The 22505-nt window shown below is 40.4% G+C and carries 11 protein-coding genes; 2 read left to right on the top strand and 9 right to left on the bottom strand.

The window, feature by feature from the left end:
• The first annotated feature begins 150 nt into the window (after positions 1 to 150).
• Positions 151 to 2229 carry a hypothetical protein gene (locus KYH19_RS13140; RefSeq protein WP_219075452.1) on the top strand — a complete coding sequence of 693 codons (2079 nt, stop codon included), beginning with the start codon at positions 151 to 153 and terminating at the stop codon, positions 2227 to 2229.
• 85 nt (positions 2230 to 2314) lie between these two features.
• On the opposite strand, the gene KYH19_RS13135 is transcribed toward KYH19_RS13140, so the two are convergent.
• The 9 genes from KYH19_RS13135 to KYH19_RS13095 all read right to left on the bottom strand — a co-directional run bounded on the left by KYH19_RS13135 (position 2315) and on the right by KYH19_RS13095 (position 20381).
• Positions 2315 to 2890 carry a hypothetical protein gene (locus KYH19_RS13135; protein WP_219075451.1) on the bottom strand — a complete coding sequence of 192 codons (576 nt, stop codon included), beginning with the start codon at positions 2888 to 2890 and terminating at the stop codon, positions 2315 to 2317.
• Positions 2883 to 4151: a hypothetical protein gene (locus KYH19_RS13130; RefSeq protein ID WP_219075450.1), complete on the bottom strand. Its 1269-nt coding sequence runs from the start codon at positions 4149 to 4151 to the stop codon at positions 2883 to 2885. Before KYH19_RS13130 ends, KYH19_RS13135 begins: the two co-directional genes overlap by 8 nt.
• A complete protein-coding gene (locus tag KYH19_RS13125) occupies positions 4148 to 5425 on the bottom strand; it encodes a condensation domain-containing protein (RefSeq protein WP_219075449.1) in 1278 nt (425 codons plus the stop codon). The genes KYH19_RS13130 and KYH19_RS13125 overlap by 4 nt, the downstream gene beginning before the upstream one ends.
• A gap of 183 nt (positions 5426 to 5608) precedes the next feature.
• The gene (locus KYH19_RS13120) at positions 5609 to 6823 is read right to left on the bottom strand and encodes a glycosyltransferase (RefSeq protein WP_219075448.1); all 1215 of its coding nucleotides are present in this window, start codon (positions 6821 to 6823) and stop codon (positions 5609 to 5611) included.
• A gap of 11 nt (positions 6824 to 6834) precedes the next feature.
• Positions 6835 to 8034, bottom strand: coding sequence for a glycosyltransferase (locus KYH19_RS13115; protein ID WP_219075447.1), 1200 nt, complete (start codon positions 8032 to 8034; stop codon positions 6835 to 6837).
• 11 nt (positions 8035 to 8045) lie between these two features.
• Positions 8046 to 8810 carry an alpha/beta fold hydrolase gene (locus tag KYH19_RS13110; protein ID WP_219075446.1) on the bottom strand — a complete coding sequence of 255 codons (765 nt, stop codon included), beginning with the start codon at positions 8808 to 8810 and terminating at the stop codon, positions 8046 to 8048.
• Complete coding sequence (locus KYH19_RS13105; protein WP_223833381.1) at positions 8798 to 9046, bottom strand: phosphopantetheine-binding protein; 249 nt, start codon at positions 9044 to 9046, stop codon at positions 8798 to 8800. Before KYH19_RS13105 ends, KYH19_RS13110 begins: the two co-directional genes overlap by 13 nt.
• Before the next feature lie 35 nt (positions 9047 to 9081).
• Positions 9082 to 13317: a type I polyketide synthase gene (locus KYH19_RS13100; RefSeq protein WP_219075445.1), complete on the bottom strand. Its 4236-nt coding sequence runs from the start codon at positions 13315 to 13317 to the stop codon at positions 9082 to 9084.
• Between the two features lie 23 nt (positions 13318 to 13340).
• Complete coding sequence (locus tag KYH19_RS13095) at positions 13341 to 20381, bottom strand: type I polyketide synthase (RefSeq protein ID WP_219075444.1); 7041 nt, start codon at positions 20379 to 20381, stop codon at positions 13341 to 13343.
• 742 nt (positions 20382 to 21123) lie between these two features.
• Here KYH19_RS13095 and KYH19_RS13090 point away from each other — a divergent pair.
• Positions 21124 to 22497 carry a rhamnogalacturonan acetylesterase gene (locus KYH19_RS13090; RefSeq protein ID WP_255562418.1) on the top strand — a complete coding sequence of 458 codons (1374 nt, stop codon included), beginning with the start codon at positions 21124 to 21126 and terminating at the stop codon, positions 22495 to 22497.
• Positions 22498 to 22505 lie beyond the last annotated feature (8 nt).

Raw genomic sequence — 22505 nt, 5'->3', positions numbered from 1 at the left:
ATTTTTATTATACGAAGTTTAGGGGCTTAAGGTTTTAGAAATGGGGAATTAAAATATTTATGATAATTGGAACTTCATCGTTAAATTACATATTTTGCTCATAATCATTATCTTGCATGTGATCTGCTAACCAAAAAACTAATATCCTTGATGAAAAAGTCACTTCCATTTTTTATTATTATTTGTGTATTCTTTGTAAATGCATCTGCTCAGGTTAATTTAAAGGGTGTTAAACCTAATGGAGCAGTTGTTTACCTAAGGCAAAAAGGACTGGTGGTAAGCTGGCCGGTTGGCAATAGTGCCATTGGTAAAATGGTTCTTGATCTGGAAAATGGGAGACCACTGTTCAGCAGTTTGCAGGTGGGTAAACCTGGTGCCTTAAAAGAAGTAGCTGCAAATCTCGATCCTGCATTTGTGCTGAGAATAGGTAAACGAACCTTAAGTCCAAATAGTGGAGGCTGGGATGTTTTTTTCGATCGTGTTCCAACCAGGCCATACACCACAAATATTGTAAAGTTTGCTAAGGGAGCTACCAGTGTTTTTACAAAGGGCGCGCAAACAGTAGTGCGAATAAATGGAGTGCAATGCGAAACATTTAGTGGTGCTTTAGAAATAACATGCTATAATGGAAGTCCTTTGTTTAATGTAGCAGCTGTAGTATCTACTTCAAAGGATTCGACAGCTATTTTGTACGATGCCGGATTAATAAGTAAAAAAGAGACCTGGTCTAATGTAGCCTGGTCTGATGTAAAGGGAAATCTTCAGCGGGAAAAAGGATTCAAAGCAGATTCAGCGAAAAATTTGGAAGTAAAATACCGTACCGTTATCGGCGAAAATAAAGGTGGAAGTTTGGCTGTTTTTCCTGCCCCACATCAATATTTTTATCCCCTGGATGAAGCTTTTAACCTTAAATTTACCTGGAAAGGGAGCAATTACTTAAATTTGATTCCCGATTTTGGTATTGGCATCCGTCAGGATCCTTTAGGAGATAAACGTTATGTACCATGGTTTAATGCACCTCCCAATACCCAACAGCGCCTTAATTTTTTCTGTTTATTAAGTACAGGGAATGCAGAAACAGTTTTGACAGCAGTTAAAAAGTTTACACACAACGATACTTATGTACCCTTGGCAGGATATAAAACAATGGCCAGCCATTTCCACAACGAGTTTATTTCGGATGTAGTGCTGAGCGGAAAGACCATTCCTGAAAAACCGGAATTTGTTGACGTATTAAAAAAAGCAGGTTTAAATATTGTTAAGCTTGCCGAATTTCATGGACCGGGACATCCAAAAGGACCGGATTCGATCCGTTTAAAAGAATTAAACGCCTTGTTTAAACAAACCAAAAGGTTATCTGATCCTAATTTTTTACTGTTACCGGGAGAAGAAGCCAATAATTTTTACGGCGGGCATTGGCTGGCATTTTTTCCTAAACCAATTTATTGGATAATGTCGCGAAAAAGCGATCTGCCTTTCGAAACCAATGATCCAAAGTATGGGAAAGTTTACCGAGTTAGCAATAAGGCTGAAATGCTGAAATTACTGGAACAGGAGCAAGGCCTGGCGTGGACAGCCCATGCCCGGACTAAGGCCTCAACCGGTTATCCGGATAAATATAAGGAGGAAGACTTTTTTAAATCGGAAACCTTCATGGGGGCAGCCTGGAAGGCGATTCCCGGCGATCTTTCCTTACCAACCTTAAGTAAAAGAGTATTGAACTTAATGGACGATATGGCGAATTGGGGGCTGAAAAAACATATCATTTCTGAAGCTGACATTTTTACTATTACTGAACAAAATGAAATGTACGCACACCTCAACGTAAATTATTTACAGATGGACAAGTTGCCAAACTATGCAGACGGATGGAAGCCTGTTTTAGATGTAATGCGCGAAGGCAAATTTTTTGTTTCTACGGGAGAGGTATTGATTCCAAAGTTTAACATTAATGGAAAAGGCGCAGGGGAAACATTAAAGATTGATCATAGTGGTAAAGCAAAAATAAATATGCAACTCAACTGGACATTCCCCTTAAGTTTTGTCGAAATTGTATCGGGTGACGGCAGAAAGGTTTATCGTAACCGCATTAATTTAAACACTACCCAGGCTTTTGGAACAAAAGATTACAGTTGGGCAATTAATTTAAAAGGCCGTAAGTGGGTAAGGGTAGAGGCCTGGGACATTGCTACCAATGGTGCTTTTACGCAAATGGTTTGGTTGGAGTAGGGACTGTGCTTGAAATCGTCATTTCGAGCGGAGTGCAACGCAGTCGAGAAATCTGCCTAGATAGATCTCTACATTTTGCTTCGCTTCAGTCGAGATGACGATAAGATTCTTCACTGCGTTCAGAATGACAAGTGTTTTCGAAAGGATAATATGTTACCGCATCATTTTTAAACCGCCTGATTGCGAGATAAAAAAAGGTAATAGAATATAATCCCGCCAATAATCCCGCACCTACAGCAGATGGTGTGATTCCGAAATCGTGATTTTTAGGGAAAGAGAAGTGCAGTACAAGCATTATGGTAAATACAACGGCGATGCTATACAAACCATTAAGGCCTGCTTTTTTCAAGATAAAAGGATAACCCGAAATTTTCTCGTCTACCTTATAATTAATTGCACCTGAGTTTTGAAGCAGTTTTATTTTCTTTAAAATGTCGAGCGTAATCATAAATGGGAGTAGTAGAGACATGGGCAATAAAAACCTGGCTAGATTTTGCTCACCACTAAATAAATGAACCGAATTTTGTGCTTTAAAAGCAAAGTAAGGCACAATAGTATTTAATACGGTGTTAGGGATGAGGTGTAACAGCAGGTTTTTTCGTACAAACTTCTTCCAATTCGATACTTTTGTCTGCTCATTATGCTCCAGGTAATCAGACATTGACCAGCTCCTTTAAATTTTCTTTAATCAGTTCCATTGCCCTGTCTTTGATCTGCCAGGCTTCAAATTCACGAAGAAACGATTCGTTTGACATGAATGAGAAATCCAATTGCCCATTAAAAGTGCTACAAACTAATGTATTTGCATTTTTCCATGGGAAAGCAACCGTAGGACTGTAAATGGTTTTTAATATAAAACTTTTATAATCTTTAGGGATGTTTAAAAGGCCCATATTACTGAGTGTAACATCGTGTGTACCCTTGGTTGTTTTTAAAAATCCGATCATTTTATTTACGGACGAATGGAAATACTCACTCATGTTTAACAGATCGTAAACTTTCATTTCAGCTACCTTTGTTTCCAAATCGTTTTTTAATTTTCGGGTTTTTATCCAGAAATCATTTTCACTTTGTTCTAGCTTTAACTCTGCAATGGGTGCGAAAGCAAACATGGTATCTTGTTTAATCGCCTCTACAAAGCGCCTGATATCAACAGGACAAATGACCTTGCCATGTGCTTTGGTACCCCGTACACTTTTAAAGGCCTCCATAAAGGCTACACAGATGGCGGCATGAACAGTAGTATTTTCTGCTTTACACTTAACCAATAGTTGTTTGGTATCATCGGTGCTGATTTTCCAATGAACAACGTAATTGCTCTGGTCTACATTATTATTGGAAGTAGCTTTAAAAAAGAAGAATAAACGACCAAGCGCTGCGAAGACTTTTCCTTTAAAATGGGCTGCTCTAGTGATCTTAAAATCTACTGGAAGGAGGTCATAAACGGAACGAAATGAAGGATATGGAGCCAGATCTTGTTCAGGATTATCTAATAAAGTCATGAGCTCCCGCATTAAATTTAAAATAGTAGTTCCGTCACAAATGCAATGTGGAAGAACAAGTAAAAGCTCAGATTCTGTTTCGCCTTTTAGCCACACTACTCTTGCCAATGGTTCGTTATGGGCATCAAAAAGTTTGTACCACTCTATTTTGGATTGAGCCAGCCAGCTCTGGTCTGTTGGGCGACTGGCAATCCTAATCGGTATTTTGCTGATATTTTCGTTTAATACAAAGTAAGGTACTTTGCCTGTGGCGTCAATATTCATCTGCAATAAGGGATGTTTTAGCTGAATTTTGTGCAATGCCTTATGTAGGTTTTCTTCACTGATTTTACCTGATATTTTAGCGCCAAAAACACAATTTAATGGTGTTTTGGTATCTACATGCATTATTCTTTCTCCTAAAATTAATCTTCTTTTCATGCGTTAGCGGTTAAAATCTCAATTTGTTCTTTAAGGATAGCGATTACTTTTTCTTTGATAGCCTCTGCTTCTACAAATGCAACATAACCTTCACTGGCCATAAAGGTAAAGTCCATTTGGTTGCGGTAAGTGGAGGTAATTAGGGTGGTGGTATTGCCCAATGGCCCCATTACCGAAGGACTGAAAATGGTTTCTACTTCAAAGTTTTGATATTGGTACGGGATGTCGATTTTACCAAGGTTAGAAAACATACAATCGTTGCTCGATTTGCCATATTTTAAGAAATTGGTGAAATTTTTAAGCGCTGGATGGCACGCTTCCATCATCATCATCAAACTGTAAGGATTCAGTTTGGCCGATTTCTCATTTACGTCCTTTTGTAATGCTTTAACGTTGCCTAAAAAGTCTTTTTCAGGCAATAGTGAAAGTACAATCATTAATCCAAAGGCAAAAATGTGGTCTTTTTTAATAATCGGGTTAAAGTTCCTGATGTCTACCGGTAATGATATTTTGTTAAATGCTTTTTCTTTTCTTACTGCTCTAAATGCGGTTAAAACCGCAGCACTTAGGAGTGTATTTACCGTAAACTGATTGGCTTTGCAAAACCGGATAATCTGTTTGGTGAATTCCTGATCGAATTTCCAGTGGAGCATAAAATCCTTTTTACGTTCTACCGCTACCTTTTTGATGGGGATCACCCAAAGTGCAAGCGTAGCAATTTTACCAATCAATCCGTTTTTAGTTCTATTCCGGTAACTTTTTAATATCTTTTTAGGGATTACATCCTCCACTCCCATAATCGGAATCTCTTTCCCAATGTTGGTCTCCGGATCATCCAAAAGCTGAAGCAATTCTGTTAAAATAGAAAGTACAGAAGTACCATCGCAAAGGCAATGGTGATATACCATCAAAAATTCAGAAACGGATTTGCCTTTAATCCATGTGATGCGGCAAAGTGGTGCAATGGAAGCGTCAAAAACGGTTTCCCACTCGTATGTAGATTCTTCTTTCCAATGCTCATCACTTAACCTGTTTACAATGCGGATGGGGATTCTAAAAGTTTCAGTAAGATTGGTTACGAACCAAGGCCTTTTATCTTCATCGAAATGTATTGATGCAGTTAACCAAGGGTGTTTTTTTTGAATTTTAAATAAGGCAAACCTTAGGTCATCTTCCTGTATTTCGCCCTTGATTTTAAAAGGTAGCACGAGATTAAACGGACTTTTCCCATCTCCGTATAACATCCTTTCGCCGAATAGCAGTTTTCTTTTCATTTTTTAGTATTATTCAGATAGAAAGTCATCATCTCGAGCGAAGTGCAATGCAGCCGAGAGATTTGTCTGGATAGATCTCTCCGTTCCGCTGCGCTTCAGTAGAAATGACGTACAATTGCGATTTACTCCCAGAGTTGTCAACTTTCGCGCGATCGTATTATGAAAGTTGACAACTCATAACTTCTAGGCGAGGGGGCTATCAAAGTCGACAACTCTATGAACTTCAGCAAAATCTTCCAACAATTGCACAGCTTTATCGTTACCACCGGCCTCGATAAATGTTCCTTTTATTTTTTGTGCGGCCTGACGGTATTTAGGGTTTTCTAAAAGTTCGAAAACGGTGTCTCTTAAATCGCTGATGCGTAGTCGCTTATAGCGGATGCTAATCCCACAACCTGCCTGTTCAATTAGTTTGGCAGTATGAAAATGATCATAGGCAATTGGTGTGATCAACATCGGTAAACCGTTGGTGAAAGTATCATTTACAGTATTGAAACCACCGTGACAAATTACGGCATCCATGTGTGGCATCAGTTCTGATTGTGGCACAAAACCGTTTACGATAAAGTTATCAGGCCATTTTTCGAAGATGTCGGGATTGGTTGCTGCCACAATAGTTACGGGTTGATTTTCGAAGGCATTAATCAGTTTTTGGAAAAATTCCTTGCGGATATCAACCAATAGCGTACCCAAGGAAACAAAAACCTTAGGTGTGGTTGCCTTACTCAGACGTTCCCAATCAAAAGGGGCCAGATTTGGCCGGCCTTTTACCGGACCAACAAAATGCATGTGTGCTGGCTTTTCTTCGAAACCTGCAAAAGCCTGTGATGTGAAAACCATATTCAATTTATGCGAATGAATATGGATATCGTCGCTGTAAATACCAACTTCCCTTTGTAAACCTTTAATCAGATTCTGTTGCCATTCAAATATTTTAGGCGCACTGTTAGCCGTATCGCCCATTACATCTGGCGGAACTGGTGTAGTGGTAACCAATGGGATGTCTTTTAAGTGTGCGCTTAGTGCACCAGCGAAAGTAATGCAGTCATTAATCATTACATCGGGTTTCCAGGCATCAACAAAGTTATTCAGCCCTTTCATCATCATTTTAGCAAAAGGAACATAAGTTTCTTCGAGCGCAAGTTTCATCACCTCGGGACCAGAACAGGCAGGGCCATCATCCTGACGTTTTAGAATGCGTTGTATCTCATCAGCATATTCTGCTAAATCTTCTTCCGGGTAAATAAACTCACCACCTTCAGGTAAATGCACCTGTGCAAGCGGGGTAATACCCAGCCATTTTACCTCATGGCCTCTGGCCAATAAACTTGCACCAATGCTTAATGTTGGGCTAATATGGCCGAAAAAGGGCGGGACAACGAAAAGGAATTTTGACATAAGGTTATAATTTAACTGATGAATACGTTTGAGGTTTTGTTGCTTAATGCCTCCAGTAAATCGGCGGCGCTTTCTGTTCCGCCAGCTTGAATAAAGGACCGTTTAATTTGTTCTGCAGCTATTTTGTAACTGTCGTTCTGCAGCACTTTGTTTACAGCTTCTTTAAGGTGATTGGCTTTAAAGCGGTTAAAATTTAAACGTTCTCCTGCACCAACCCTAAAAACACGTCCGGCTACATGGCTCTGATCGTAGGCTATAGGAATAACTACCATAGGGAGGCCATTCATCAAGGTTTCACAAACAGTATTGTGCCCTCCATGGCAAACCACGGCATCGAGGTGTGGCAAAAGTTCCAATTGTGGCACCTGGCGCTGTACCGTAAAATTAGCCGGCCATTCCTCAAATAGAGCAGGATCTGAAACCACAACCACCTGCAGGTCTTCATCAGCAAAAGCATCGATTACTTTGGCGAAGAAGTTTTTCTTATGCTCATGGTCGAAGGTGGTGCCAATGCTGACCAGTATTTTTGGTTTGCTGGTATGAAATGCTTCCCATGTAAAAGGAATTTTATTTTTACGGCGGTTAAAAACGGGGCCTACAAACTTAAAATGTTCTGGCAAATCCATCTCCCCGAAAAAATCCCTCGAAGTAAATACCAAGGTGGCAAGATCAGAACAGGCAATAGAGCCGGTTGTACTAATGCCGAATTCTTTTTGCAGTTCTACAATCTGATTCACTTCCCATTCGTGTACTTTTGGCAATTCATCCATTACTTTTATCGCTGCAGGTGCAGTAACTGAGGTTACATAAGGATAGTTTTTATTCGTTGCTGCAATAGCTCCTGCAAACATCTGATGATCAGTAATCACCAGATCTGGCTTAAACTGATCAAGTAAACCGGCAATACCTTCATAACTATGCCTGTTGAGCGGAATCAATACTTCTTCATACAAAAATTTGATGCTATCAATGCCATAAACAATTTTTTTGGTAATGATATCGAGGTATTTTTCTGAATCTTTTTTCTGTTGGTCGTTCTGATTGTATCTGATCACAAGTAGTTCACCACCTTCAGGAAGTTTATCCCCTAATGATTCATCTAAAGTAATCCATCCTACACGGTGACCTCTTTCGATTAAGGTTGTACCCATACTCAGTGTAGGGTTAATATGGCCGGTTAGGGGCGGAACAACGAATACGAATTTTGCCATATGTGTTTAATTTATGTTTCCTGAAAGAAGTTTAACAATGCTTCAGCGATTACCAATGGTTGCTGGATCGGAATATTATGGTCACCTGGAACGGCAATTAACGACGCATTTTCAATCGCCCCATCTAACTGTTTGCCTGCATTAAGACAATTAGAATCGGTACCATAAAGCAACAGGGTGGCCTTTTTTATCGTTTCGATCGCAGGGCTGTCAAAAAAATCTTTTTCCAGCTCCATGTCGGTTTTAATTGAAGTTTGATAAAAGAGGTACTCATACATGCGGTGGTTACGCTCCATTTGCCTTTTACCCATTTTTGCTTTAGTGGTATCGGTAAAGTTTTCGACGTAATGTTCTAAAAACTCACGACTATACTCATCAATTATTCCCCTTGTTTTATCATCATTAGGATCTGGTGCTTCAATCACGGCCAGTTTGTTAATTCGTTCGGGGAAGCGGATAGCCATTTTTAAAGCAATCAATCCACCGAAACTATAACCACCCAAATGCACTTTTTGCAGCTTTAATTCTTCCATCAATGCAAGTAGGTCGTTGGTCATGCTCTCCAGATCGTAGCCTGTTAACGCCTTTTCGCTCATGCCATGGCTTTTCAGATCATAAAGCACGACGTGATATTTTGTGGCGAGTAGGGGTGCAATACTGAAATAATAGACAGACAGGTTACTAAACATCCCGTGAACCAGAACGATGCTTTCAGTAGCTTCTTTATTGAGCTCCTGAATGTGAACCGATTTGCCGTTTACCGTTACGATTGGCATTCTTCAATGTAAGAGATGATCATGCCTAAGTTTAAGTTGATCAACTGATCAAGATCCATTGATGATAACCAGCCTGTAAAATCGATCTGATCGCCAAAATGCGCTTTGATTTTTTCGGAAAAAGATACAATTTCGATGCTATCCATTTCCAGATCCTTGGTGAAAGAACTTTCAGGGGTAATATCCATTTCTTCAACAAATTCCTCGCCGATTACTTCTGTGATGAATTGTTTCATGAGGCTGAAGATTTCTTCGCTGCTTAATTTTGTCGTTATAGTGTCCATCCGATGATATAGTTTTTATGTTTGATTGTTTTGATTTTGATGTTATTGATGCGTAATTCTTCGCCGTTAATTTCTTCAACGGTGTAGGCTTTTGGATTGCCCTGTAAGCCTTTGCCCAGGTATTTTCCATAGGCTTCTTTAGCTACCCAAAAGCGGGTTGCCCATTCAATTTTGTCGCGGCTTTCAAGCAGGGCCATTTCATGATCGTTAAACACAAGGTCGAAGAAACCAGCGCTGCGTTCTTCAATATGTTCGATATCAATACCAACGGCTTCGTTAAAACGGGCTATGCCAACAGCATCAGTTCCTTTGTGGGCAATGGAAATATTGATGTTTTCTGTTAAACCCCCTTTAACATAAGGTTTGCGGTGCTCATCAGAATAAATTTCGAAAGTGATGGGGTAACAGGCCTGATTTTTCTGTGTATTTAATAAATTCCGAACGGCATCTTTTGCCGCTACGCGACTGATCATCCAGGTTCTTCTTTTATTGGGTAAAAGGTTTTGATGATGTTTCTTCTCTGTCTGGTTGAAATATCTTTTAAGAATAAAATCCCAGGATACCACACGAGAGTAAGCATTGCCAAAAAGAAAAACACCAGGTGCTACTTCTTCTGATAAACGGTTGTGGAGCGGCGACATCGAAACGTTCCAAAGTGGTTCGTCTATTTCGAGCCTGCGGTTTTGCCAGCCTGTAATAATGAGCCAGGTAATGCCATCTCGTTTCATTAGGATATCAGCAGTAGCAAATTCATCATTAATTTCAGTGAGTACGCAGGTACATTCGAATTGCCCTTTCTGGTCGGCCATATCGCCGAAAAATTCTATCTCCTGGATTTTAACCGGGAAAGCAATCCTATCTTTTTCTAAAGTGAGTTGAAGCCATAAACCAAACAATTGGCCAGCATTATCAAGCAAGGAACCTTTGCCGCCCGATGCCTCAATAATGCCTGTAATTCCTTTTTCGCCAACGGCGATCAGTTTTTTAATGCCTTGGTAATCCGGTCCGTGGAACATGTGGGCATCGTAAATCTGTTCGGAAGTACGATCTATTTTCAATAATTTTCCAATATCGAAAGTTCTATCCGGAGCAGGATTTAATTGTGAAGCCAGCTGCACTTCTGCATTGGCAAAACGCTCCAGATTAAGGTAAACCCTTTGCCCATCTTTCCATTCGCCAGTTACGGTTTCCTGAAAAGGTTTAACCACGTTCATCCATTGGAAAACCCGCATGTTCATGATTTTTTGTACCTTTTCTTCTGGCGATTGCGCATTGGCAATCTCAGCAAATACTTCGAAAATCATGGTCATTGGGATTACCGGATCCATATCTTCAACCGTTGGCCATCCTTTTGGTTGCCTCAAGAGTGAATGGTCAATCAGGTAAGGACAATTGTCCAGGCTCACATCAAGCTTTTGGCTAAAGGGCTGTCTTACAGGTTTTATTGGTTTAGCTGGCGCCCAGTTACCCGGTTGATCGACTTGTAAAGCTGCATTTTCAAAAAGATTAATCATTTCACTTTGCATATTGATCATCTCCATTACATTCTCATTAAAAGCCTGTAAAACCGGATGTTTGGCTTCGACAAAAGTTTTGGACTGTACAGGTTGAGTTTGTTTAATGGTTAAGCCCTTAAGCGTTTGCAGGTTATGGATAATTGGTGAGCCCAAATCGAGTTTAATGCCTTTGTTTTTTTGTGGAGGAGTAGATTTGACGTTACCCAAATAACTCAGGCCGATTTCTTTTCCTTCAATAAAAAGCGCAGCCAAAACTCTTTGCAGCTGGGTAATGCCCGAACGGATCGGCACATTTGCACTGATGGTGCTGATTTCTTTTCCCTTTAGAGTATCGTCGATAAAACCAACTAAACCACCTGAACCCACCTGGATAAAAACACGTGCACCTTCGTTATACAGTTTTTCGGTAAGTTCACGAAAACGTACCGGTTTAATTAAATGTTCAGCGCTTAACTGTCGGATGGCTTCAAAACCTTCAGGGTAAGTTTCTAAAGTAGTAGCCGACCAAAGCGGTGTAGTGGTTTTCCGGAACTGCATTTCCTGCATACCTTCGAGGATCAATCCCAATTTATCAGCTACAAATGGCGAGTGGAAACCTGATTGGAATGGCAAAATCTGATGGAAAATCTGTTTCGTTTTTAAGATCGGTACCAGCTCATCCAGCGCCATTTTACTACCACAGAGGATTACCTGTTGCGGGCAGTTATCGTTAGAAAGGTATAAGTCAGGAATGCTTTCGATAATGGGTTGAAGGGTATCTAAACCACAGCCCACAGCAATAAAACGCGAATCTTTCAGCTCAAAGGTTTCTGGATTGAGCACATTCAGCAAATTCATTACCGAACTTTCTTCTGCCAATTCTGAAGATCTTGCTGCAAGCCATTCACCAAGGCTGTGGCCTGCATTCATATCAGATTTGATACCCAATTGCTTTAAAGCCTGATCTAAAACGCTGCTTTTGTTGAGTATGTTGAGTGCCTCGCTTAAAAGACCATCCTGTTTTTCGTTTTCGTCGATATTAATTTTGAAATAATCAGCTACCGATTTAATTTCTCCGCCAGCAAGTCCATCTAAACCCGGGAAAACAAAAGCTATTTTACCTTCGTTTGCTAATAATGGAGCGTTGGTATACCAGATATCCTGTTTATTTCTCCAGGGAGAATTTTTAGCTACAATTTTTAAGGCTTTTTTGATTCTTTCAGGACTAGGGTTAAATAATACCAGGCGGAAATTTCCATCCCCATTGCTGTAATTTCCATCTTCTAATGACTCGATCAAAGCCTCATGACTAGGCCTTGCCATAACCAAAACCTCATCTTTTTTAGAGGTTTCGTAAGCACTTAAAACCACATGCGCATTGATTCCGCCAAAACCGAATGCATTTACGGCTGCCAGTTTTGGTAAGCCTGATTGATTCCAGTCTGCAGCCTTTTGCACAGCAGAAAAACGGGTTTCGGCCAGCTGTGCTACAGGCTCATCGCAATGTAAAGTAGGTGGGATGATGCCATGGTAGAGTGCTAAGCTCGATTTGATTAAGCCTGCAATACCTGCTGCGGGCATGGCGTGGCCGATATTTGATTTTACGGAACCGATACCGGCCTTTGGCAGATCGGCATCCTGACCGAAAAATTGTTTTAAGGTTTCTATCTCGGTTTTATCGCCGAGTGGTGTACCTGTACCGTGTGCTTCTAAATAGCCAATATTTTTACTTTCCAGTTCTGCGTTTTTCCACGCTTCGGTAATGGCTTTCAACTGGCCTTTAACCGATGGACTCATTACACTGGTTCCGCTGCCATCGCTGCTGATGCCAACGCCTTTAATTACCGAATAGATTTTGTCCTGATCCCTGATGGCATCTTCTAATCGTTTAAGCACGACGAAACCACAACCTTCGCCAATAATCAATCCATCAGCGCTTTGGTCAAATGGTTTAATTTTTTCTTGTTTTGATAAAGCACCCAGTTGAGAAAATATACTCCAAAAGGCTGCATTCTGACCTAAGTGCACACCACCTGCAATAATCATGTCGCAACGGCCATTATTTAGCTCCTGTACGCCATGGTCAACTGCAATAAGCGAACTGGCACAGGCAGCATCTAAAGTAAAGGCCAGTCCGCCTAAATTGAGGCGGTTGGCTACCAGTGAGGCCACTAAATTGGGAATCAAGCCCATTGCGGTATCGGCACTGAAGCGACCTTTACGCAATTGGAATTCGTGTTTCACCTTTTCGATTTCGGCTTCGGTAAGTTGTGGCATCAAATCTTTCAAAACGCTCGAAATCTGTTCGCCAGTTCTTACAATTTCGATGGCTCGGGTTGCCCCGGGTCCTACATAATTGCCTTTGCCAATAATGATCCCTGTTTTATCAAGGGAATATTTTTTTTCAAATACGCCTGCATCTTCCAATGCCTGATGAACAAGATCTAAGGTTATCAGATGATCAGGTTCGGTACCTTCAACAGCCAGCGGTAAAATGCCGAAACGTTGCGGATCAAACTGATGATCGGGTATAAAACCACCCCTATTGCAATAAAAACGATCTACCCCGCTTACCGTTTTATCAAAATGTACAGGATCAATCCGGTCGGCCGGAACTGCTTGCGTAGAATCTACCCGGTTGATAATGTTCTCCCAAAAGGTCTGCATATCTTTCGCGCCCGGAAAAATGCATGACATTCCAATAATTGCTACGTCGCTTTTCTTCATCTGCTGTTTGGTTATGCGATTTTCTATGTCCAGGTGTTTCCGGCCATGATTAATACCTGGCTTTCTTTACCATATTTAAGTTCGTTTAAGAAAGTTTCCATACCATCCTCTAAAGGAATCAGGGCAATTCCCCTGCGTTGATATTCTTTCTCCAGGGTTGGTGAAACCATACCTGCACCTTTCCACGGACCCCAGTTTATGGCCATTACCTTACCTTGAATCTTCTGTTTTAAGGCCCAGGCATATTTATCCATCACACTGTTTGCAGCAGCATAATCGGTTTGTCCGCGATTTCCATAAACAGAAGCAATACTCGAGAAAAGAATTACAAACTGGGTTTCTGGTCGTAATTGCTCCGCCAATACCCTTAATGGAGTTACTTTGGTATCGAAAACACGTCCAAATGATTCGGAAGTTTTATTATGGAACAATTTATCTTCCAGTAAACCTGCACCATGTACTACGCCATCAATACGTCCGTAATCTTCATAAACCTGGTTGATTAAGCGGGTCAAAGCTTCTTCATCTTTAAGGTCCAGCGATTCGTAAACTACCGTAGATCCACCTTCTTCTAAAGTTGCAATGCAACGTAAAATCTGGTTGTTTTTATAGATTCTGTTTGTTTCCTGTTCTATTTCGGCAGGTTTTTTAATTTCACCCTGCTTAATTATATATTGCCTGATCTCGTCTTTGGTTTTTAATGAAGAACTGGCCTCATTTGCAGAGGCGATGGGGTTTGCCGAACGGCCAACTAATATGTATCTGCAAGGGTAATCTTTCGCAAAATGGATCATTAATTCAGCCGTAATCCCTTGTGCACCTCCTAAAACCATCACTACGGCATCTTTATCCAGGTGGATATGTGCATCGGTTTCGGTGCTCAACTGGTGTGGTACCAATTCCATAATGTGTCTTTTATGGTCATTGTAAATGATTTCCGAAGGTTTATCCGGATTGAGGATTTCGTTTAAGGTAATATTGGTGATTTCATCTGGAGACATTTTGGTTTCCAGACTGATGAAACGGCATTTGGTATGTTCGTATTCACGATCTAAGCTTTTAAAGAAACCAGAATAACCCTGGTAATTTCTCAAGAAAGAAATATCCGATTGATCGTTAAAATATTGTTTGGTATCCGCAATCAGGTACACCCACTTTACGGTATCAAAGTTTAGTTTTTTAATGGTGGCGAAATGATCGAGAATACCCACTTTTTGCTGTGCTTCGAACATATTCAGGATAATAAGGCCCTGATAGCCATCCAATGAATCTTCAAAGTTCACCAGATCGGCAATGGCACCATGTTTCTCCAGCACTTTTTTGATTTTGATCGCCTGGCCTCCGCCATCATCAGTTAAGGCAAAACGTTGCCCTTTTAAAATGGCTGCTTCAGTAATGGTAAGCGCAGCAGGAGTCAGCTCAAATCTTAAACGCGATAATTTTTCTCTAACCGTTTGATTGTCTATGCTCTCCTCAATAAGCTTTTTTGCTTCTGTAAGCACCTCTGAGCTTTCTGCTTCAACATTAGCAATCCAGTTAACCAGCGCATTTAAAGTTTTAATTGCAGCCAGTTTCTCCATTAAATCGTCAGCCTGATCGCCCTGTGAACCAAATCCGATTTTTTCTTTAAGCGAGGCGATAATTTCCATTCTTTTGATCGAATCGATGCTTAAATCGGCTTCAAGATCTAGCTCCATGCCTAACATTTCTTTTGGATAGCCGGTTTTTTCACTCACTATATCAAGAATGGCTGATTTTAACTGGTCTAAAGAGAATTTTGCAGGTTCGGCCTGGCTTGTTGCTGCGGTTACCAGAATAGGAGCGTGAGCTGATTTTGGCTGTTCGGTATTTTCGGTCATCCAGTTTACAAGACTGCTTAAGGTTTTAAGGCCTGCAAGCTGCTCCATAATTTTATCTTCCGGAAGGCTCAATTGAGAAAAACCACCCAATTCTGTACGCAAAGCACCAATAATTTCTACACGTTTAATCGAATCGATGCTTAAATCAGCCTCAAGATCCATTTCCATACCCAGCATTTCCTGCGGATAGCCAGTTTTATCGCTTACAATTTGTAAAAGCACCAGTTTTAAATCTTTTTGTGCAACCACAGGTATTATTACTTCGATGGTTTGCGCTTGCGGCACTTCCTGTTTTATCATGACCTGATTTTCAATGCGGGCCGGTTGGGGTGCCTGATAGGAGGCCAGGGGTTGATTAATGATTTGTGAAGGCATTGCAGGAGCCTGTCCTAAAAAGGAAAGCATCACATCGCGTTGTGCCTGAATCAGCATTTTCATGCTATGCAGGTACTCCTGCATCATTAAGTCTTTGGCAGAGCCATTAACGGTTTGATTTTCAGTTAGTGTAGAGGTGTTATTCATAAGGATGATCGGTTTAGTAATAGGGGATGCACCATTTGCCGGAAGTTTACCTGTTGATGGAACAGCGTGCTGGCCGTTTACGTACCAGATGGCAGGACTTTTTTTATAGGCTGAGGGCTCTTCCAGTTTGATGGTTTTAACTGAGCGGCCTTCGAACAATTTTTCAAGCTTGATTTCACGGCCTGTAGCCATATAGCCAGCCAACGTGCCCAATAAATTGCTCAATTTGTTCTGTCCTTGATCTTCGGTGTGTAAAATCACTTCATCTTTGCCGATGCACGATTTGGTTAAACCGCTTAGCACCTTGCCAGGGCCAACTTCTACGAAAACCCTGGCTCCGGCAGCATACATATCCCTTAGCTCATCAACAAAAAGGACAGGTTTTATCAAATGGTCAGTTAAACGTTCTTTAACTGCTGCAGCTTTAACGGGGTATTCTTTTGCCGTGGTGTTAGACCATACGGGGATTTTCAGATCGCTGAAGTTTATACCAGATAGTACTTCCAGGTAAAGTGCTTTCGATTTGGCCACTAACGGACTATGGAAAGCACAGGCTACTTCAAGCGGACGGAAAGAAATTTTAGCTTCTTTTAGCACTGCTGCCAATTGGCCAATGGCTGCAGTGCTACCTGCAATTACACATTGTGTTGGCGCATTAAAGTTTACCGGATAAACGTCTTTGATGCCGCCCATGTATTGTGAAAGATCTTCCTGTTTTGCACTCACAGCGAGCATAGTGCCCGGATCGCCGTTTTCTACGGCATTCAAAATAGATTGTGCCCGTTCAGCACTCAGGTAAACCAAAGCTTCGTCTTCAAAAGCACCAGCAAAACAAAGTGCAGGCAATTCGCCATAACTGTGGCCTGCAACCATATCAGGAACAATTCCTAATGATTTTAAGAAGTTAGCGATTGCAAGATCGACGATACCCAATAACGGTTGTGCCATGCGGGTATCTTTAATTCGTTCTTTTTGTGCTTTTGCATCAGCCTCATTAAATACAGTATTAGGGAAAAGGATTTTTTCGTATTCAGGATAAGCGGTCAGCAGTTTTCTCATTTCCGGAAAAACAACGAAAAGATCTCTGGCCATGTTTACGCGTTGGCTACCTTGGCCTGGGAACATAAAGGCAACTTTACCGTTCTGTTTTTTAGTGAGGTAGGTGTCTTTGCTTTCTACGCCGGATAAAACCAGGTCGATTTTCATGACCAGGTCTTCTGCATGGTTGGCAACGATGCTCAGTTGAACAGGTTTGGTATCGACTGTTGCAAGGCTATATGCAATATCTTTCAGTTCGATCTGATCGTTTATTTCTAAGAGGGTTTTTACCGAAATCACGCGGTTTTTGGCCTCTTCATAGGTATCTCCTCTGAAAACAAAAAGTTCGGAAGGCCATGATTTCAAGATCGAATTCTTATTTTTCGTATTCTGAGCACTTTCCAGTACTGCATGGAAGTTTGTTCCACCGAAACCAAAGGCACTTACACCTGCATATCGTTTTTCTTCCATCCATAAACCCGCTTCAGTATGGAAAGCGAAAGGACTGGTTTGTGCATTATAAATGCTGTTTGGTGTTTTTAAATTGATGGTTGGTGGTTTTATTCCATGGTAAACGGATAGGGTTGCTTTTATTAAACCGGCAATTCCCGCGGCACATTTGGTATGGCCGATCTGCGTTTTTACAGAGCCTAAATGTGTTTGTCCGGCGGTTGCACCAGATTGGTTAAGCATATCGGTCAATGCACTGATTTCAGTTTTATCGCCTACAACTGTACCTGTACCGTGCGCTTCTACCAAACCAACCAGTGAGGGGGTAATTCCAGCCTGGCTGTAAGCCCTTTCTAAGGCATTTACCTGTCCATTTTTGCGTGGAGCAGTTAAACCAAGGCTTTTTCCATCACTCGATCCTCCAACACCTTTAATAATAGAATAAATGGTGTCGCCATCACGTAAAGCATCATCATATCTTTTTAATACAATCATGGCAATCCCTTCACCAAGTGCAATTCCATCAGCTTCGGTATCAAAAGTGGCGCATCGTCCTTTTTTAGATAGCGCATGCGTGCTCGAGAACATGAGGTAATCATTGATGCCATTGTGAAGATCTGCTCCACCGGCCAAAACCATGTCCGATTTTTCTAAAAATAGCTCCTGACAGGCCAGGTCGATTGCTGCCAAAGAGGAAGCACAAGCCGCATCAACGGTGTAATTTCTGCCACCAAGGTTTAACCTGTTGGTAATTCTGCCCGAAATTACATTCGCCAAAATGCCAGGGAAAGAATCTTCTGTTGTTTTTGGTAAGGCCGCGTCTAACTCGGCAGGCATTTCGCCAAAAACCTGTTTGTAAAAGCCCCTGAAACTATAACTGTTAGCCAGATCGTTTCCGCCCTCTGCACCGATAATTACAGAAACATTTTCGTTATCCACACCGCCCTCGGCATAACCTGCATGCTGCATGGCCTGCTTAGCCACCATTAAGGTTAACAATTGGGTAGGCTCTATGGCCGCAAGCGATTGTGGTGGAATGCCAAATTCTAAAGGGTCAAAATCTATTCTCGGAATAAAACCGCCCCATTTAGAGTGCGACATATCGCCAGCAGTAGAATCGGGATTGTAATACAATTCTTTGTTCCATCTTTCATCTGGTACTTCTGTTACCGAATCTTTGCCCAAAATGATGTTGCGCCAGTATTCTTCAAGGTTTTTAGCTCCGGGGAAAATACAAGCCATACCCACAATGGCAACATCCAAAGCTTTGGTTTTATTTTCAGGAGGTGAAGAAAGTTTAGCGCTTAAAATATGTGTGTAATTATTGTCTGCTACATCCTGATGAAGATCGAGCAATGACATTACTTCTTTATGCATAGGTGCAATCTGACCGATCATGTACATGCCCAAATCAGTTTGTTCAGTTTCATTAATTTTTACGAGTTCATCGCCACGTCTTTCTATCCCCTTTGCAGCAATACGTAAACGTCCAACATTCAGGGTTTCCAGTTTTACCCAGATTTCTTTTTTATCCATGCCTTCTGCCTGAAGTTTCTTTTTTTCTTCGTTAAAGAAAGTGGCAAATGAAGAATTTAAACACCTTGTTTCGTGTCCCGGAGCAGTTTCGAGCAAAACAGTTTCGTTCGCTTGCATGGCTTCCTGCTGGAATTTGTCTAAAATTGCACCTGTACTTACGGCTTCTCTGGTATATAAATAAGCGGTGCCCATTAATACACCGATTTTCATTCCTTTGGCAGCCAAAGGAGCAGTCATCACCGAAATAAAGGCGGTAGAAAAAGCATCATGAATGCCACCAGCAAAGAAAATACTAATGCTTTCAGGATTTTCTTCTTTTAATAAACGTTCGATCTGTTTTTCCCACAATACCATGCTCGATAGCGGGCCAACATGTCCGCCACATTCCCGGCCTTCGAATACGAAACGTTTAGCGCCTTCTTTTAAAAACATATCTAATAGAGAGGCAGAGGGCACATGGAGAAAAGTTTTGATCCCTGCTTTTTCGAAGGGTTTAGCCTGCGATGGCCTTCCGCCTGCAATTAGTAAAACAGGAGGTTTCGCATTTAATATATATTCCTGTTGTTCATCTCTAAGCTCTTGTGGTGCGAAACCTAAAATACCTACGCCCCAGGTTTTTTCGCCAGCCAGTTTTTTGGTTTCTTCGATCAGGTTTTTTGCCGATGCACCCTTTAACAATGATAACGCTATAAACGATAAGGCACCAGCTTCTGAAACAGCATTGGCAAATGGCGCTACATCGCTTACCCTGGTCATTGGTCCCTGTGCAATAGGATAGGTAATGTTTAAATCTTTAGCTAATGGATTGTTTGCCTTGATAATATTAATGGCTTTGGCTTGTTTTAAATGGCCATAAATGGCTTCTTTTATACCAAAAACCAATTTGTCGAGCTTTTTGTATTTGGTTACCAGATCAATCGACAGGGCAATGTCCTGACCCATTGGAAGGTAGTTTGCTTCCAGGTCGTAACCTTTAAAGTACTGTTGAAGACCATTATAATTTATATCCTCTGCCAATGCTGGTGAATTAGGACGGGCCAATACACGGCAGTTATCGATTAGTCTGGTTTCAGTTCCACTTAATTTACCACAAACAGTTTTTAAATCTTCAGGAGCTGAGCATTCAGGGAATAATACGAGTTGACTATCTAAAATGATACCTCTTGCGCCTTGAGCCATTAAAGAGGCAGCTGTATGGATACCCACTCCACCCTGAACCCATACCGGAATGGAAGTGATTTCTTTAATAATCCGCTGAAAGAGAACAAAAGAAGATTCGTAAGCCACACGACCAGTGCCTTCATTACCTTTTATTATAATCCCATCTGCACCGTTAGCTTGCGCAACCCGTGCCGACTCCAGATCAAAAACCTGATAGAAAATTTTTGCTGATGTTTTACGTTTGAGTACGAAATCATAAGGTAAAATAATTAAACTTACCTGGGTGGGAAGATCAATGTCTGCTAATTCTAATGAATTGATGCTTACGCCGAAATCTGCAATAGCTAATTCTATAACTTCTTGAAGAGCTTTTTGGGCTTCATTTTTACTGTACCCAAGACTGAGAACCGGAAAGCAATCTGCTTTTTGTAAATTGGAAACCAATCTACTATCAGGAATTTCGAATGGAGTTACTCCAATAATGGCGTGTTTATTCATGGCTTTAGATTTTGATTCTAATCTTCTGTTTGGTGGATGATTTAAGCGGAACATAATGGTTCTTTATGTCGGCCGTAATACAGAATTACAAAGCTTTTTTAGGGCTAAACATAATTTGTATGATTAATATCACTAATGTAGTGATATTATAAGTCAATTGTTTTAAAAATTTATAAATGAATGAACTGAACAATAGCTTAAAAAATGCTTTGTTTTTTCATTAAAAAATGAATTTTAAGAACAAAATTCTTGTTAATATTTTCAATTGTCTTTCTTTTTATTTTTTATATAAATTTTATATACAAAAGAATAGAGACCGTGTTGAGTTAATATTAATAATGGGTTAATTTATGAATTATTTTTTGTAATTGCTTGATTTTATACATTTTGTGTTGATTTTTTTTGAAAAAAAATAAATTTTTATTGATTTAAGTTAGTGAAATGGAGCTTTTCGTCTTGTTGATTAATATTTCTTAAGCTTAGAGATTTTTAATTAAAAATTGAAGAAATTTATATCACATTTAGAATTGACAATTTTTGTATTATTAATTAGTATTTTAAGTAGGGTGTTTGTTGTTTTGTGTGTTTGTCGATGATGCACATTTAATGAAAAACCGCGTAAAATTTTAAATACGCTGATCATTCTCATTTTAAATGGAAATTGTTTTTATATATTCGTATAATAATCGTCATTATGACGTTTAATTAGCAAGATGTCAATTTTTATGAGAAAACGGTCTGAATGGATAAAACCATTGTACCAGATCTTGCAGCAAATCCGAACGATATGAGCATTCAAAAGTTTATTAAACCATTTGTTTTCCTTGGTTTGATAGCCAATCTGTCACAGGCGCAGGAAAAAAACAGTTACAATTTCGATTTCGGACCTGGAAAGGTTGTTAAAGGTTATACACAAGTTTTACCTGACGATGCTTACAGTAAAGAAAAAGGCTTTGGTTTTGATTTTGATTCGAAAGTTGAAGGTATAAATTATGACGGGAAGAATCGTTTAACTTCGGATCTGGTTAAAAGCAATAAACCATTTTATTTTTCAGTTTCGGTGCCCGAAGGAAATTACAAAATCAAGGTAACACTTGGCGATCCGAAGGTGGCAATGTTAAGTACAGTAAAAGCCGAATCGAGAAGGTTGATGCTCGAAAATGTAAAAACAAGGGCAGGGCAGTCGATAACGAAAACATTTATTGTAAATATTAAAGATAAACATATTGCTGGCGGGCAAGTGGTTTCGCTAAAGCCGCGGGAACTCAACAAACTTGATTGGGATGATAAACTGACTTTGGAATTTGATCATCAAACTGCCTTACAGGCACTCGAAATTACGAAAGTTGAGGATCAGATTACTGTTTTCCTCGCAGGGAATTCGACAGTGGTAAATCAGGATGATGAACCTTGGGCATCGTGGGGGCAAATGATTCCAAGGTTTTTTAAACCAGGAGTTGCCATTGCCAATCATGCTGAATCGGGCTTAACACTGGGTTCGTTTTTGGGTAGCAAACGTTTAGCCAAGATTTTAAGTATAATGAAGCCCGGCGATTACCTGTTTATCGAATTTGGACATAATGATCAAAAAGATAAAGGACCAAATGATGGTGCCTATAAATCGTATACCGAAAGATTAAAAACATTTATTTCGGAAGTGAAGAAAAAAGGTGGAATTCCGGTGGTGGTTACCTCAACCAGCAGAAGATCTTTTGGTGCAGATGGGAAAATTGTAAATTCTCTAGGCGATTTTCCTGACGCAGCACGGAAGGTTGCTGCCGAAGAGAAAGTGGCTTTGATTGATCTGAATGCGATGACATCAGTTTTGTTTAATACATTAGGTGAAGAGCCATCGAAAAAAGCTTTTGTTCATTATCCTGCCAACAGTTATCCTGGCCAGGATAAAGCATTGGCCGATAACACGCATTTTAACCCTTATGGCGCTTATGAAATTGCAAAGTGTATAATCTTAGGCATTAAAGAACAGCAATTGGGGATTGCAAAATATCTGATAAATGATTTACCAAAATTCGATCCTGCAAAACCAGATGATCCTGCAAACTGGCACTGGCCGGAAAGCCCTAAAAGTAGTGTGCTTAAGCCAGATGGAAATTAGAACAAAAT

The sequence above is a fragment of the Pedobacter sp. D749 genome (genome assembly GCF_019317285.1).
GTDB lineage: Bacteria > Bacteroidota > Bacteroidia > Sphingobacteriales > Sphingobacteriaceae > Pedobacter.
This window is presented reverse-complemented; position numbering and strand designations above follow the sequence as displayed.

Coding starts and splice junctions, on each gene's coding strand:
- KYH19_RS13140 (WP_219075452.1), top strand. CDS start 151: ATGAAAAAGTCACTTCCATTTTTTATTATTATTTGTGTATTCTTTGTA.
- KYH19_RS13135 (WP_219075451.1), bottom strand. CDS start 2,890: ATGTCTGATTACCTGGAGCATAATGAGCAGACAAAAGTATCGAATTGG.
- KYH19_RS13130 (WP_219075450.1), bottom strand. CDS start 4,151: ATGAAAAGAAGATTAATTTTAGGAGAAAGAATAATGCATGTAGATACC.
- KYH19_RS13125 (WP_219075449.1), bottom strand. CDS start 5,425: ATGAAAAGAAAACTGCTATTCGGCGAAAGGATGTTATACGGAGATGGG.
- KYH19_RS13120 (WP_219075448.1), bottom strand. CDS start 6,823: ATGTCAAAATTCCTTTTCGTTGTCCCGCCCTTTTTCGGCCATATTAGC.
- KYH19_RS13115 (WP_219075447.1), bottom strand. CDS start 8,034: ATGGCAAAATTCGTATTCGTTGTTCCGCCCCTAACCGGCCATATTAAC.
- KYH19_RS13110 (WP_219075446.1), bottom strand. CDS start 8,810: ATGCCAATCGTAACGGTAAACGGCAAATCGGTTCACATTCAGGAGCTC.
- KYH19_RS13105 (WP_223833381.1), bottom strand. CDS start 9,046: ATGAAACAATTCATCACAGAAGTAATCGGCGAGGAATTTGTTGAAGAA.
- KYH19_RS13100 (WP_219075445.1), bottom strand. CDS start 13,317: ATGAAGAAAAGCGACGTAGCAATTATTGGAATGTCATGCATTTTTCCG.
- KYH19_RS13095 (WP_219075444.1), bottom strand. CDS start 20,381: ATGAATAAACACGCCATTATTGGAGTAACTCCATTCGAAATTCCTGAT.
- KYH19_RS13090 (WP_255562418.1), top strand. CDS start 21,124: ATGGATAAAACCATTGTACCAGATCTTGCAGCAAATCCGAACGATATG.